This window comes from Thauera sp. SWB20, from assembly GCF_000831325.1.
Lineage (GTDB): Bacteria > Pseudomonadota > Gammaproteobacteria > Burkholderiales > Rhodocyclaceae > Thauera > Thauera aminoaromatica.
In genome coordinates, this window is record NZ_JTDM01000021.1 from 746860 (window position 1) to 760753 (window position 13894).

Consider the following 13894-nt stretch of genomic DNA (forward strand, 5'->3'; position numbering starts at 1 on the left):
GTCAGGCTCCCGCGCCTCGCAGGCGCGCACCCAGCACGGTTTCGGCATGCGTCACGAGCAGCGCGATGGCCGCATCCACTTCGGCGTCTTCGAGGGTGCGTCGAGTATCTTGCATCGATACCTTGAAGGCAAGGCTCTTCTTGTCATGATCGATGCCCTTGCCCTGGTAAAGGTCGAACAGCGCGATCTCGCGTACGAGCGCGGGTGCGGCCTCGCGCAGCACCTCGAGCACGCGCTCGACCGGAACCTCGTTGCCCACCACCAGCGCAAGATCGCGGCGCACCGCCTGCATGCGCGAGATCTCGGCATAGGCCGGCACGCGGGCGGCGAGCGCAGCATCGAGCGCAACCTCGAACACCACCGGCGCGGTGCCGAGCTCGTAGCGCTGCACCCACACCGGATGCAGTTCACCGAGCACGCCGATCATGTGCCCGTCCAGGCGCACCGCGGCCGCGCGCCCCGGATGCAGGGCGGGATGCGAGAGCGGGGCGAACTGCAGCTCGCGCGGCGCGAACAGCGCCTCGAGATCGCCCTTCACGTCGTAAAAGTCGACGCTGCGCGCGCGCTCGCCCCACTGCTCGGGCACCACCTGGCCGGCCGCCAGCGCGGCGATGTTCATCACCTGATGGAAGCCGCGCACCGGCTCGCCATCGGCCTTGCGCTCGAACACGCGTGCCACCTCGAAAACGCGCACGCGGTCGATCTGGCGCTTGCGATTGGCGGCGAGCGTGCCGACCAGGCCCGGAATCAGGCTGGAGCGCATCACGCTGAGGTGGCTGGCGATCGGGTTGGCCAGGCGGATCGGGTTCTCGTTGGCGCAGAAGTCGCGCTCCCAGGCCTCCTCGACGAAGGCGAAGTTGACCACCTCCTGGTAGCCGCGCGCGGCGAGCAGGTGACGCAGCGCCCACACCGGGCGTCCGTTCTCGCTGCTCGGCAGCATCATCAGGCTGCCCTGCGGGGCGATCGCCGGGATGTTGTCGTAGCCGTGCAGGCGGGCGATCTCCTCGATCAGGTCTTCCTCGATCTCGATGTCGAAGCGCCACGACGGCGGCGTGACGAGGAAGTCGTCACCTGTGCGCTCGACCTGCAGGTGGACGCGACGCAGCAGCGCGAGCATGTCCGCGTCGGCAAGCACGATGCCGAGCACTCGGCGCGCACGCGCCGGACGCAAACGCACCGGCGCGCGCGCGGGCAGCGCGTCGGTGGCGACGGCCTCGACCACCGGACCGGCCTCGCCGCCGCACAGCTCGATCACCAGACGGGTGGCACGCTCGAGGGCGCCGCGCGCAAGCTCCGGATCGACACCACGCTCGAAGCGGTGCGAGGCATCAGAGCCGAAACCGTAGGCGCGCGCGCGGCCCGCGATCGCATCGGGCGCGAAAAAGGCGCTCTCGAGGAAGACTTCGGTGGTGTCGAGGGTGATCCCGCTGTCCTCGCCGCCCATGATGCCCGCGAGCGCGAGCGCGCGCGCCTCGTCGGCGATCAGCAAGGTGTCCGCAGCCGGGGTCACCGTCTGCTCGTTGAGCAGCAGCACCTGCTCGCCCGCACGCGGCAGGCGCACATGGATGGCGCCCTGCAGCTTGGCGTTGTCGAAGGCATGCAGGGGCTGGCCGAGCTCGAGCATGACGTAGTTGGTGATGTCGACCAGCGCGCTGATCGAGCGGATGCCGCTGCGCACCAGGCGGCGCACCATCCAGTCGGGCGTCGCGGCGCGCGCGTCCACGCCGCGCAGGATGCGGCCGCAGTAACGCGGACAGGCTTGCGGCGCATCGAGCACGATGTCGCGGCGGGCCTCGATCGCGGGCGCGACCGGGTCGATCGCGAGCGGACGGAACTCGCCGCCGGTGATCGCCGCGACCTCGCGCGCCACGCCGGTCAGGCTCAGGCAGTCGGCGCGGTTGGGGGTCAGCTTGATGGTGAACAAGGTGTCGTCCAGGCCGAGGTAGGCGCGGATGTCGGTGCCCACCGGGGCATCCTCGGGCAGCGCGTAGAGGCCGGAGTGATCCTCGGAGAACCCGAGCTCGCGCGCAGAGCACAGCATGCCGAAGGACTCGACGCCGCGCAGCTTGGCCTTCTTGATCTCGAACTCGCCGGGCAGGACCGCGCCGACCACCGCGCATGGCACCTTCATGCCGGCGGCAGCGTTGGGCGCGCCGCAGACGATCTGCAGCAATTCGCCGGTGCCGGCGTCGACCTTGCACAGCTTGAGCTTGTCGGCGTTGGGGTGCTTCTCGGCCTCGACGATCCTGGCCACCACGACGCCGCGGAAGGCGGGCGCGGCGGGTTCGGCCTCCTCGACCTCGAGGCCGGCCATGGTCAGCAGATGGCCGAGTCCGGCGCTGTCCAGTTGCGGATCGACGAAGGTCCGCAGCCACTGTTCTGAGAATTGCATGATTCGATTACCCGGATTGCGTGGTAGGGCGCAGCTTGTGCGAAGCCGCTCAGCGGAACTGGCCGAGGAAGCGCAGGTCGCCCTCGAAGAACAGGCGCAGGTCGTTCACGCCGTAGCGCAGCATGGTGAGGCGGTCCGGCCCCATGCCGAAGGCGAAGCCGGTGTAGCGCTCGGGGTCGATGCCGCCGAAGCGCAGCACGTTGGGGTGCACCACGCCGCAGCCGGCGATCTCCAGCCAGCGCCCCTCGAGCGCGCCGCTCATGAAGGCGACGTCGATCTCGGCCGAAGGCTCGGTGAAGGGGAAGAAGGACGGGCGGAAGCGCACCTGCAGGTCGTCGGTCTCGAAGAAGCGGCGCAGGAAGTCGGCGATCACGCCCTTGAGGTCGGCGAAGCTCACCGTCTCGCCCACCCACAGGCCCTCGACCTGGTGGAACATCGGCGAGTGGGTGGCATCGGAGTCCACGCGGAAGACACGGCCGGGCGCGATGATGCGCAGGTCGGGCATGGCATCGGCGTCACGGTGGCGCGCGACGTGGGCCTGCATGGCGCGGATCTGCACCGGGCTGGTGTGGGTGCGCAGCAGCACGTCGTCGTGGCCCTCGAGATAGAAGGTGTCGTGCATCGAGCGCGCCGGGTGGTTCTCGGGCGTGTTGAGCGCGGTGAAGTTGTGCCAGTCGGTCTCGATCTCGGGACCGTCGGCGACCACGAAGCCGATCGAGCCGAACAGGCGCTCGACGCGCTCGAGGGTGCGGCTCACCGGATGCAGTCCGCCCTGCACGCCACCGCGCCCGGGCAGGGTGACGTCGAGCGCCTCGGCGGCGAGCTGGGCGAGCAGCGCGGCTTCGCGCAGCGCGTTGCGGCGGCCTTCGAGCGCGGCCTCGATCGCGGTCTTGGCGGCGTTGATCGCGGCGCCCGCCTCGCGGCGCGCCTCGGGCTCGAGCTTGCCGAGCGCCTTCAGGCGCTCGGTGAGCGCGCCGGACTTGCCGAGGTAGCGCGCCTTGGCCTGTTCGAGCTGCGCGCCGTCGACCGCGGCGGCGAATTCGGCGGCGGCCTGTTGTACCAGTTGATCGAGCTGTTCCATGTCCCTGCCCTGGCGGAATGCAGTGTTGCGGGATGAGCGCTGCGGAGCGCACCGCTCATCGGGAATTCGGGGGAGTCCGGTCGCGGCGCCCGCCGGGCGCCGGGAATCCAGAAAAAAAAAGGAGGCCAGGCCTCCTTTTTTTTGGCTGCGCGCGATTACGCAGCGAGTTTGGCCCGGGCCTGCTCGGCAATCGCGGCGAACGCCGGCTTGTCGAACACGGCCAGATCGGCCAGCACCTTGCGGTCGATCTCGATCGCGGCCTTCTTGAGACCGTTCATGAACACGCTGTAGGTCAGGCCCAGCTCGCGCGCGGCGGCGTTGATACGCGCGATCCACAGGGTGCGGAACTGACGCTTGCGCTGACGACGGTCGCGGTAGGCGTACTGACCCGCCTTCATCACCGCCTGCTTGGCGATGCGATAGACGTTCTTGCGACGGCCACGGTAACCCTTGGCCTGGGAGAGGACTTTCTTGTGACGGGCGCGGGCGGTTACACCACGTTTGACTCGGGGCATTGCGGTCTCCTATCAGGCGTACGGAAGCATGGCGCGGATCAGCTTTTCATCTGCCGCATGCACTTCGGTCATGCCGCGCAGGTGACGCTTCACCTTCGTCGTCTTCTTGGTCAGGATGTGGCGCTTGAACGCCTGGGACCGCTTGATCCCGCCGCTGGAGCGGACCTTGAAGCGCTTCTTCGCTCCGCTCTTGGTCTTCATCTTGGGCATTGCTGAGACTCCATGTTTTTGGATGACACCAGGTAGCACCGAAAAGCCCGGCGCGTTTTGTTACCCGGCACCACTTGTTTTCCGCCGGAGGGAAATTCCTTCCCGCGGTCTCGCCCCTCGCGAGGCGATTTCTTCGGGAAGAAGCTCAGTGCTTCTTCTTCGGCGCGATGATCATGATCATCTGGCGCCCTTCCATCTTGGGCATCTGCTCGACCTGGCCGAGTTCCTCGAGGTCCGCCTTCACGCGCTCGAGCTGGCGCAGGCCGAACTCCTGGTGCGCCATCTCGCGGCCGCGGAAGCGCAAGGTCACCTTGCACTTGTCGCCTTCTTCCAGGAAGCGCTTGAGGTTGCGCAGCTTGATCTGGTAGTCGTTCTCGTCGGTGCCGGGGCGGAGCTTGACCTCCTTGACCTGCACCTGCTTCTGCTTGAGTCGGGCTTCGTGGGCCTTCTTCTGTTCCTGATACTTGAACTTGCCGAAATCCATCAGCTTGCACACGGGCGGCACGGCCATCGGTGCGATTTCGACCAGATCCAGCCCGGCCTCTTCGGCCATGCTGAGGGATGCGTTCAGGGAGACGATACCGAGCTGCTCGCCCTCCTCGCCGACCAGCCGGACCTCAGGCGCAGTGATCTCCCGATTTACGCGCTGCTTTTTTTCTTGTGCGATGGTTCAACTCTCCACGAAAACCAATATCAGACCGATCCGGCTTTCGCTTCAACTTCGCGAAGCCAGCGTTCGATCAGCGAATCGAGGGACATTTGGCCAAGATCCTGGCCACCCCGGGCACGTACGGCCACCAGGCCTGCCGCCTTCTCCTTCTCGCCGATGACGATCTGGTACGGCAGCTTCTGCACGCTATGTTCGCGAATTTTATAGTTAATCTTCTCGTTGCGCAAATCCGCCTCGACGCGGAAGCCGGCCTTCTTCAGCCTCGCCACCGCCTCTTCGGCATATTCGGCCTGGCCCTCGGAGATGTTCATCACCACCGCCTGCACCGGGGCGAGCCACAGCGGCATGGCGCCGGCGTGATGCTCGATCAGGATGCCGATGAAGCGCTCCAGCGAACCGAGGATGGCACGGTGCAGCATCACCGGGATCTTCTTGGTGTTGTCCTCGTCGACATACTCGGCACCGAGGCGCACCGGCAGATTGAAGTCGAGCTGCAGCGTGCCGCACTGCCACACGCGGCCCAGGCAATCCTTCAGAGAGAACTCGATCTTGGGTCCGTAGAAGGCGCCCTCGCCCGGCTGCAGCTCGTACTGCAGACCCTGCGCGTCGAGCGCGGCGGCAAGCGCGGCCTCGGCGGCATCCCACTGCTCGTCGGTACCGACGCGCTTCTCGGGGCGGGTCGACAGCTTCACCTGCACGTCGGTGAAGCCGAAGTCCTGGTACACCTGCTGCAGCAGGCGGATGAACTCGGCGGATTCGGCCTGCACCTGGCTCTCGGCACAGAAGATGTGCGCGTCGTCCTGCACGAAGTTGCGCACGCGCATGATGCCGTGCAGCGAGCCGGAAGGTTCGTTGCGGTGGCAGGAGCCGAACTCGGCCATGCGCAGCGGCAGGTCACGGTAGCTCTTGAGGCCCTGGTTGAAGATCTGGATGTGGCAGGGGCAGTTCATCGGCTTGACCGCGTAGTCGCGCTTCTCGGACTGCGTGGTGAACATCAGGTCGGAGTACATGCCCCAGTGACCGGACTTCTCCCACAGCGAGCGGTCGACGATCTGCGGCGTCTTCACTTCCTGGTAGCCATGCTCGCCGATCGTGCGGCGCAGGTACTGCTCGACCTGCTGCCACAGCGTCCAGCCCTTGGCGTGCCAGAACACCATGCCGGGCGCCTCGTCCTGGATGTGGAAGAGGTCGAGCTGGCGGCCGAGCTTGCGGTGGTCGCGCTTCTCGGCCTCCTCGATCATGTGCAGGTAGGCGTCGAGCTCGTCCTTCTTCGTCCACGCCGTGCCATACACGCGCTGCAGCATCTCGTTCTTCGAGTCGCCGCGCCAGTACGCACCGGCCAGCTTCATCAGCTTGAAGACCTTGAGCTTGCCGGTCGAGGGCACGTGCGGGCCGCGGCACAGGTCGATGAAATCTCCCTGACGGTACAGCGACACGTCCTCGCCCGCCGGGATCGAGGCGATGATCTCGGCCTTGTAGTGCTCGCCGATGCCCTTGAAGAAGTCCACCGCCTTGTCGCGCGGCCACACCTCGCGATGCACGGGGATCTCGCGCTTGGCGATCTCGGCCATGCGCTGCTCGATGGCCTGCAGGTCCTCGGGGGTGAAGGGACGCTTGTACGAGAAGTCGTAGTAGAAGCCGTTGTCGATCACCGGCCCGATCGTCACCTGGGCGTCGGGGAAGAGCTCCTTCACCGCGTGCGCGAGCAGGTGGGCCGTGGAGTGGCGGATGATCTCGAGGCCTTCGGCGTTCTTGTCGGTCACGATGGCCAGATCGGCGTCGGCCTCGAAGCGGTGCGAGAGATCGACCAGCTTCCCGTCGGTGCGACCGGCGATCGCCGCCTTGGCGAGACCGGCACCGATCGAAGCCGCAACCTCGGCGACGGTCACCGGGTGATCGAAGCTGCGCACGGAACCGTCGGGAAGCGTGATGTTGGGCATGGCTGTAGCCTCGGGCTGTTGTCGCCCCGCGAGGCGCAGGACGTACAGGGGAAATCGGGAAAAACGTGGACGAAAAAAAAGCGCGGTTTGGGCGCGCTTTTTTCTCTTAGCAGACAAGCGGAGCCGACCTGTTCAGTTTCCGGCCTGAGTGGTAGTTCGGAACATGACTTTTCGACTCCAGAATCCTGGTAGGCGCGATTGGACTCGAACCAACGACCCCCACCATGTCAAGGTGGTGCTCTAACCAACTGAGCTACGCGCCTGCTGAAGTCCCGCATTATAGACACTGCGAAGAACTTGTCAAAGTTTTTTTGCAGTGTCGCGGAACGGGATCATTTCTTGAGGCGGGTCACCACGAAAAGGATCACCACCGCGCCGATGACCGCACCGAGGAAACCCGCGCCCTCGCCGGCGTGATAGATGCCGAGCGCCTGGCCGCCGTAGGTGGCGACCAGCGAGCCGGCGATGCCGAGCAGCGAGGTCATGATGACCCCGAGGCCGTCCTTGCCGGGGTGCAGCAGGCGCGCGACGAAGCCGACGATCAGGCCGATGAGGATGGTTCCGATGATGCCCATGATGCTCTCCGTAAGAGGATGGGGGATGGAGCCGGCGCCGCGCCGCTCAGCCTTGCGGCCAGGCGGCGAGGAACTGCTTCCAGTGCGGTGCGTCGATGCGGCCGAGCGCCTCGCGCACCGTCTCCACCTCCGCCGCCCACGCGGCGGCGTCGAGATGCCCGCGCATGCGCTCGAAGCGCAGGTAGACGAGGTAGGTGTTGACGACGTCGGTCTCGCAGTAGTCGCGGATCTCGGCGATCCGGCCCTCCTGCCAGGCCTGCCAGACCGCCGAACCGTCCATGCCGAGCTTGCCGGGATAGCCCATGAGCTTGGCGAGGTCGTCGAGCGGCGCGCTCGCGCGCGGCTGGTAGAGCGCCAGCAAGTCCATCAGATCCAGATGACGACTATGGTAGCGGCTGATGTAGTTGTTCCACTTGAAGTCGCGCGAGTCGTGGTAGTCGCCCTCGCCCTGGTCCCAGTAGCGCGGTGCTGCAACGCCGTGCAGCATGCCGCGGTAGTGCAGCACCGGCAGGTCGAAGCCGCCGCCGTTCCACGACACGATCTGCGGCGAGTAGCGCTCGATGCCGTCGAAGAAGCGCTGGATGATCTCGCCCTCGCCGCTCTCGGGCTCGGAGAGCGAGAACACCCGGAAATGCTGCGCGTCGCGCAGCACGCAGGAGATCGCCACCACGCGCTGCAGATGGTGCGGCAGGAAGTCGTTGCCGTGGCTGGCGCGGCGCTGCTGGAACGCCCACTCCGCGACCTCGTAGTCGGACAGGCCCGCGGGCAGGTTCTCGATCGCGCGGATGCCGGCGACGTCGGGAATGGTTTCGATGTCGAAGACGAGGACCGGCATCATTTCCTCGACCACGCAGCGCCCTGCTGCACCCACCAGCCCGGCTGCGCGCGCTCGAGCCAACGCTGCGCGAAGGTGCGGCGCACCTCGGCCTCCCACTCGGGGTGACCGTTGGCGCGCGCGATCTCGCGGTAGAGCGCGGCACGGTCGGCATTTTCGGCGGCAACCGCGGCGTTGGCCTGGGCGCGCTGCGCGAGCGGCACCGCCGCGGCGTCGCGCAGGCTCACGGTACCGTCTGCGGCGATGCCCACCGCACCCGACGCATACAGCGGCGCGAGCTGCGCGTGGCGCTGCTGCATCGTCTTGCGCAGCGCGGAGATCGCCGGGGTGTCGATCTCGAGGTTGCCCTGCGCATGCACCGGGAAGGCGAGCGCGAGGCCGACGAACAGGGCCGCCAGGCGGCCCGCCCAGGAGCCGGACGGCATCGAAGCGGATTTCATTTCGCGTCTCCCGCGGCCGGCGGCGTGACAGGCGCGCTGCCCGCACCCTCGCGCAGCTGCCAGACCTCGTCGATGATCCGGTCGGCGGCCTTCTCGGCCGCCGCGGCCGGGAAATAGATGTTGATCGTGACGCAGGCCGCGGTGCTCGCAACCAGCGCAGCCGCGAACAGCCAGCGCGCAACAGGGTTCATGCCGTCCTCGCGGGATATGCAGATTCAATCGATCGTGGGAGAGACGCCCTCGGCCACCACGCGCTGCAGGCGGGCCACCAGTTCGTTCCAATCGACGCGCCGATTGTAGCCGATGACGTCGAGTGCCGGGACGCCTCCGCCACGCACGATGGTGAAGCCGCCATCGGCGCGCGCGGCGCCGTCCGGCGCCGCATCCAGCCCGTCCATCTCGCATACGCCCTTGGCAAGCCGGCAGCGCAGGCCGAGCTCGCGATAGCCGAAAGTCTCGAACAGGCGCAGCACGCTGCGCTGCACCGCCGCGAGCGCGCCCCCGCCGCCGAGCGCGCCGAGGTTCTGCACCGCGCGCTGGCTGATGCGGCGGCGCTCGTCGCCGGCGATGCTGGCGATGCGGGCGTCGAAGGCCGTGGGCCGCCAGCTCGACAGCTCCAGGCCGCGCACATCGGCGTCGATATGACCGGTGATGCTGCCGAAGCTGAAGGCCTCGGTAAGCTGGGCGAGATCGATGTGGCGCGCCTCGATCTCGCCCGTCAGGTGCGAAGCGACGCCGAAGGGTTCGTGCACGCGCAGTCCGCTCGCCTGCACCCACCCGCCAAAGACGGACACCGCGAGCGTGCCGTCGAGCACGAGCTCGCCCGGACGCAGGCGCAAGCCCGGCACCGCGGCCGACATCACCCCCGCCATGCGCGGCAGACCGAGCGCCTCGGTGAGCAAGGGCATCGACACCGGCTCGAGGACCGCGCCAGCGCTCCCCTCCCAGCCTGCGACGGACCAACCGAGGGTGAGATCCCGGAGCACCAGCGCACCGTCGAGCAAGGGGATGCGCGCGCCCGGCAGGCGCAGCCCGGCGGGCCCGAGCACCGCGTCGAGCGCGAAGGCCCCGAGCGCGAGCTTCTCCCAGCGCCCTCCGCCAACCTGCAGGGCGGCCTCGCCCCGGCCGCGCGAGGACCAGCGCACGCGCCCATCCACGGGGCCGAAGGCGAGCACCTCGGCGCGCGCCTCCTCCGCTACGCCGCCTGCGGCGATTCCCTCGCCCTGCGGCGACGCGAGACCGAAGCCCGCCCCATGCAGTTCCACGTCGACCGTCTCCAGCCGATCCCGGCGCAATTCGGCACGCAGGTCCGCCCGCCCCTCGAGGCGCAACCGCTGCGCACTCGCCGGCGCCAGCAGCGGCGCCAGCCAGCGCGGGCCGATGCGGACGAGATCGACATCGGTGAGCTCGACCGCGAGGGTGTCCAGCGTGCCGGCGAAGGTGTCGAACACGCCGCGCGCGGAGGCGGCTGCAACCCCATCGAGCGCCAGCTCGCCGCGCTCGAGCACGATCCGGCGGCCGTCGAAGCGCCCGTGCGCGCGCAGCCGCGGGCCGGCCTCGAAGAGCAGCGGATGCACATAGGCCGCGCCCGCGTCCCAGTCGAGCTGCGCCGCCCAGGACCACGCCGCGCCCGTCCCACGTGCATCGAGCGTGAAACCGGCCTCCACGCCCTCGGCTGCACGCAGACCGTCGCCACTTCCGAAGCCGCCGCCCGCGATCCGGCCGCGCAGGGTTGCGGATGCGTCGCCCACACCCGCGGGCCGGTAATCGAGCTCGGCATCGAGCACGCCGACGGCCTCGAGCTCGCGCAGGCGCGCGGCGAGCTCGGCGAGCCAGGGCTCCAGCAGGGCCGCGGTCGCCGCAGGGCGGATCCGGTGCAGACGGGCGCGCAAGCGGCCATCCGCTTGAATGGCAGCCTCGATGCGGCCGCCTTCGGCCAGGCGCAGCACGATCCGCGCCGCCCCGGGGCCGAGCGTCGCCTCGATGTCGGCCTCGAAGGGCAATCTCCGCCCGCGCAGCTCCAACCGTGCCACGCTGCACCCGAGCACGCCGTCGTCGAGATGCAGGCGACCGCAACGCAGCGAGAGCGCGCGCCACTCGCGCGCACCGACCCGCAGGCGGCCGACCGCGATCTCCCCGCTTTGCGCATGCGCGTCGAAGCGCACGCTCAGCTCCTCCGCAGCAAGGCCGGGACGGGTGATCTCGGCGATCTGGAGGGCGAGCACCCGAAACACCGTTGCGCCCGCAAGCGGAACGGCGGTCGCCAGCATCAGCAGCAAGAGGGCGCAGGACGCCACGCGCAAGCCGCGACCGCGGCGGGACGACTCCCGTTCGGCACCTGCAGCCTCCACGCGACGCGATCGCCGCGTCACCCGCGGCCCGTCCAACCGAAGGCGCTCAGGCCGGGAACACACCCGTCGACAGGTAACGGTCGCCGCGGTCGCAGACGATGGAGACAATCACCGCGTTCTCGACCTGCGCGGCGATGCGCAGCGCGACATGCATCGCGCCACCCGAGGAGATGCCCGCGAAGATGCCCTCCTCGCGCGCGAGCCGTCGGGTCATCTCCTCGGCGTCAGCCTGGCTGACGCGCTCGAAGCGATCGACCCGCGGGCGCTCGAAGATCTTCGGCAAGTACGCTTCGGGCCACTTGCGGATGCCGGGGATGGACGAGCCCTCCTCCGGCTCGCAGCCGACGATGCAGATGTCGGGATTGCGCTCCTTGAGGAAGCGCGAGGTGCCCATGATGGTGCCGGTGGTGCCCATCGAGCTGACAAAGTGGGTGATGCGGCCGCCAGTCTGCTCCCACAGCTCGGGGCCGGTACCCTCGTAGTGCGCCACCGGGTTGTCCGGGTTGGCGAACTGGTCGAGGATGATGCCGCGGCCCTCGTCGCGCATCTTCTCGGCGATGTCGCGCGCCATCTCCATGCCGCCCGAACTCGGCACCAACACGAGCTCGGCGCCGAACGCGCGCATGGTCTGACGGCGCTCGACGCTCTGGTTCTCCGGCATCACCAGGATCATGCGGTAGCCGCGGATCGCCGCGGCCATCGCGAGTGCGATCCCGGTGTTGCCGCTGGTGGCCTCGATCAGGGTGTCGCCCGGCTTGATCTGGCCGCGCGCCTCGGCGCGCATCACCATCGACAGCGCCGGGCGATCCTTGACCGAGCCGGCCGGGTTGTTGCCCTCGAGCTTGGCGAGGATCACGTTGTTGCGGCCGGCGTCGATGCGCTTGAGGCGCACCAGCGGCGTGCGGCCGACGTAGTCTTCCAGCGTCCTGAATTCCATTTCTACCCTGTGGAGTGGGGTTCTTCGGGAGGGTTCGTCGGGAGGTGGACTCCCGACCGGCCCGCCGGGTTCGCCGCGCTTCAGGGCGTCAGGTCGAACTCTTCGGTGCGCCGCGGTGGATAGGTCTCCCAGCCGCCGCAGGCCGGGCAGCGCCAGTGGAACTGGCGCGCCTTGAAGCCGCAGGTGTTGCAGCGATAGCGTGCGACGCGTCGGGTGTGACCGTGGATGAGCTGCTTGATGAGGTCGATGTCGGCGCGCTGTTCGGCCGGCGCGTTGAGCGCCGCCGCCTCGAGCAGCTTGTCGAGCCCGAGCAGCGTGGGGTTGCGGCGCAGCTCCTCGCGCACCATCTCGTAGGCCGCCTTGGGCCCCTCGCGCTCGAGCTCCCAGTGGAATAGCTCGTCGAGCAGGTCGAGCGAGGCGTGCCCGGCGAGCCAGGCACGCAGCAGCTGGTGCCCCTGAGCCACGCGACCGAGGCGCCCGCAGGCGTCCATGACGCGCTCGGCGACGAGGGCGAGGTAATTGGGGTCCTGGTTTTCGATGCGCTGCCAGGCTTCCAGCGCTTCCTCGTCACGGCCCTGGGCGGCATGCAGGTCGCCGAGCAGCAGGCTCGCGCGCACGCAGCGGCGATTGACCTCGAAGGCACGATCGAGATGGCCCCGCGCCTCGTCGTGGCGCGAGTTCGCGAGCGCCGTGGCAGCGAGCTCGCAATGGAAGTTGGCGACCTCGGTGTGCCACATCACGCCTTCATGGCCAGGCAGCGCCTCGGCGACCTCGATCGCCTTGGCCCAGTCCTTCTCCTGCTGGTAGATCTCGAGCAGATAGCGCAGCGCGACATCGTTGGCGCGCGTGCCGCGCAGGCGCAGAAAGGCAGCCTCCGCGCGGTCCAGCAGGCCGGCCTTGAGAAAATCCTGGCCAAGCTCGCCGAGCGCCTGCAGGCGATGCTCGTCACTGATGTCCTCGCGGTCGACGAGCAGCTGGTGGATGCGGATCGCGCGGTCGGTCTCGCCGCGACGGCGAAAAAGGCTGCCGAGCGCGAAGTGCAGCTCGACGGTCTGCGGGTCGATGCGCACCGCCTCGACGAAGGCGTCGATCGCCTTGTCGGGCTGCTCGTTGAGCAGGAAATTGAGCCCGCTCAGGTAGGAGCGCGGAAGCGCGCGCGACTCCTGCACCACCTGGCGGATGTCGATGCGCGCGGCCAGCCAGCCGAGCGCAAAGAACAGCGGCAGCGCGAGCAGCCACCAGTATTCGATTTCCATCGGGGATCAGGGCATCGGCAAGCGGGACTCTGCCGCGGCGAGCGCGGTCTCGGTCGAGGCCTTCTCGCGCTCGACGAGCTCGACCTGGCGGCGCAGGCGCGAGATCTCGCGGCGCTGGCGCATCATCGAGGCAAGCGTCGCGGTGACGCCGATCAGGGCGCCGGCGGCGAAGGTGACCAGGATCACGAACACCAGCGGAAGTTGCCACTGGATGCCGAAAAAGAAGTTCAGCGTGACCAGATGGTCGTTCTTGATCGCGAAGCCGAACAAGAGGAAGAACAGCAGCAGGCGGATGATCCAGATGATTGCACGCATGACCGGCATGATTCCCGAACGATGAACAAAAAGAAGGCGACCGCAGTCGCCCTCCATTATTGCCTGTAAACCGATCGCCGCGCGGTCAACTTCCGCCGAGATCCACCCTTTCGCGCAATTCCTTGCCCGCCTTGAAATGCGGGACGTATTTTTCCGGCACCAGCACCTTCTCGCCGGACTTGGGATTGCGCCCGGTACGGGGCGGACGGTAGTTCAGCGCAAAGCTGCCAAACCCGCGGATCTCGATGCGATCACCGCGCGCGAGCGCGTCGGTCATCGCATCGAGAATCATCTTGACCGCGTAATCGGCGTCCTTTGCGACCAGCTGGGGAAAACGCTCCGCCAGCTGGGCGATCAGCTCCGATTTGGTCATGATC

15 protein-coding genes and 1 tRNA gene are annotated in these 13894 nt (G+C 68.1%); all 16 read right to left on the reverse strand.

Translation table 11 applies throughout. From position 1 onward, the window contains the following. Position 1 precedes the first annotated feature (1 nt). Entirely contained in the window at positions 2–2392 is a 2391-nt protein-coding gene (gene pheT / locus PO78_RS20720; RefSeq protein WP_043746596.1) for a phenylalanine--tRNA ligase subunit beta, read from the reverse strand. Positions 2393–2441: 49 nt separating this feature from the next. After that, the gene (gene pheS / locus PO78_RS20725) at positions 2442–3473 is read right to left on the reverse strand and encodes a phenylalanine--tRNA ligase subunit alpha (protein ID WP_004299092.1); all 1032 of its coding nucleotides are present in this window, start codon (positions 3471–3473) and stop codon (positions 2442–2444) included. A 155-nt stretch (positions 3474–3628) separates the two neighbouring features. After that, a complete protein-coding gene (rplT, locus tag PO78_RS20730; RefSeq protein ID WP_004299089.1) occupies positions 3629–3988 on the reverse strand; it encodes a 50S ribosomal protein L20 in 360 nt (119 codons plus the stop codon). Positions 3989–4000: 12 nt separating this feature from the next. After that, positions 4001–4198, reverse strand: coding sequence for a 50S ribosomal protein L35 (gene rpmI / locus PO78_RS20735; RefSeq protein ID WP_004299086.1), 198 nt, complete (start codon positions 4196–4198; stop codon positions 4001–4003). Positions 4199–4343: 145 nt separating this feature from the next. Next, positions 4344–4865 (reverse strand): translation initiation factor IF-3, encoded by a 522-nt coding sequence (infC, locus tag PO78_RS20740; protein ID WP_082047932.1) that lies wholly within the window; start codon positions 4863–4865, stop codon positions 4344–4346. 26 nt (positions 4866–4891) lie between these two features. Then, positions 4892–6808, reverse strand: a complete 1917-nt coding sequence (thrS, locus tag PO78_RS20745; RefSeq protein WP_043746600.1) for a threonine--tRNA ligase — start codon at positions 6806–6808, stop codon at positions 4892–4894. A 186-nt stretch (positions 6809–6994) separates the two neighbouring features. Further along, positions 6995–7071: transfer RNA gene (locus PO78_RS20750), tRNA-Val, on the reverse strand. 69 nt (positions 7072–7140) lie between these two features. After that, positions 7141–7383 carry a GlsB/YeaQ/YmgE family stress response membrane protein gene (locus PO78_RS20755; protein WP_012585789.1) on the reverse strand — a complete coding sequence of 81 codons (243 nt, stop codon included), beginning with the start codon at positions 7381–7383 and terminating at the stop codon, positions 7141–7143. A gap of 46 nt (positions 7384–7429) precedes the next feature. Then, positions 7430–8221: a 3'-5' exonuclease gene (locus PO78_RS20760; protein ID WP_041589681.1), complete on the reverse strand. Its 792-nt coding sequence runs from the start codon at positions 8219–8221 to the stop codon at positions 7430–7432. Further along, entirely contained in the window at positions 8218–8658 is a 441-nt protein-coding gene (locus PO78_RS20765; RefSeq protein ID WP_004299072.1) for a DUF1318 domain-containing protein, read from the reverse strand. Before PO78_RS20765 ends, PO78_RS20760 begins: the two co-directional genes overlap by 4 nt. Further along, positions 8655–8849, reverse strand: coding sequence for a hypothetical protein (locus tag PO78_RS20770; RefSeq protein ID WP_043746603.1), 195 nt, complete (start codon positions 8847–8849; stop codon positions 8655–8657). The genes PO78_RS20765 and PO78_RS20770 overlap by 4 nt, the downstream gene beginning before the upstream one ends. Before the next feature lie 24 nt (positions 8850–8873). Continuing rightward, positions 8874–10955, reverse strand: coding sequence for a hypothetical protein (locus PO78_RS20775; RefSeq protein WP_231570780.1), 2082 nt, complete (start codon positions 10953–10955; stop codon positions 8874–8876). Positions 10956–11055: 100 nt separating this feature from the next. Then, a complete protein-coding gene (gene cysM / locus PO78_RS20780) occupies positions 11056–11946 on the reverse strand; it encodes a cysteine synthase CysM (protein ID WP_004299063.1) in 891 nt (296 codons plus the stop codon). A gap of 80 nt (positions 11947–12026) precedes the next feature. Then, the gene (lapB, locus tag PO78_RS20785) at positions 12027–13202 is read right to left on the reverse strand and encodes a lipopolysaccharide assembly protein LapB (protein WP_004299059.1); all 1176 of its coding nucleotides are present in this window, start codon (positions 13200–13202) and stop codon (positions 12027–12029) included. A 6-nt stretch (positions 13203–13208) separates the two neighbouring features. After that, the gene (locus PO78_RS20790; protein ID WP_004299057.1) at positions 13209–13526 is read right to left on the reverse strand and encodes a LapA family protein; all 318 of its coding nucleotides are present in this window, start codon (positions 13524–13526) and stop codon (positions 13209–13211) included. Positions 13527–13602: 76 nt separating this feature from the next. After that, on the reverse strand, positions 13603–13890 hold the full coding sequence (locus PO78_RS20795) for an integration host factor subunit beta (RefSeq protein WP_004299053.1): 288 nt from the start codon (positions 13888–13890) through the stop codon (positions 13603–13605). Positions 13891–13894 lie beyond the last annotated feature (4 nt).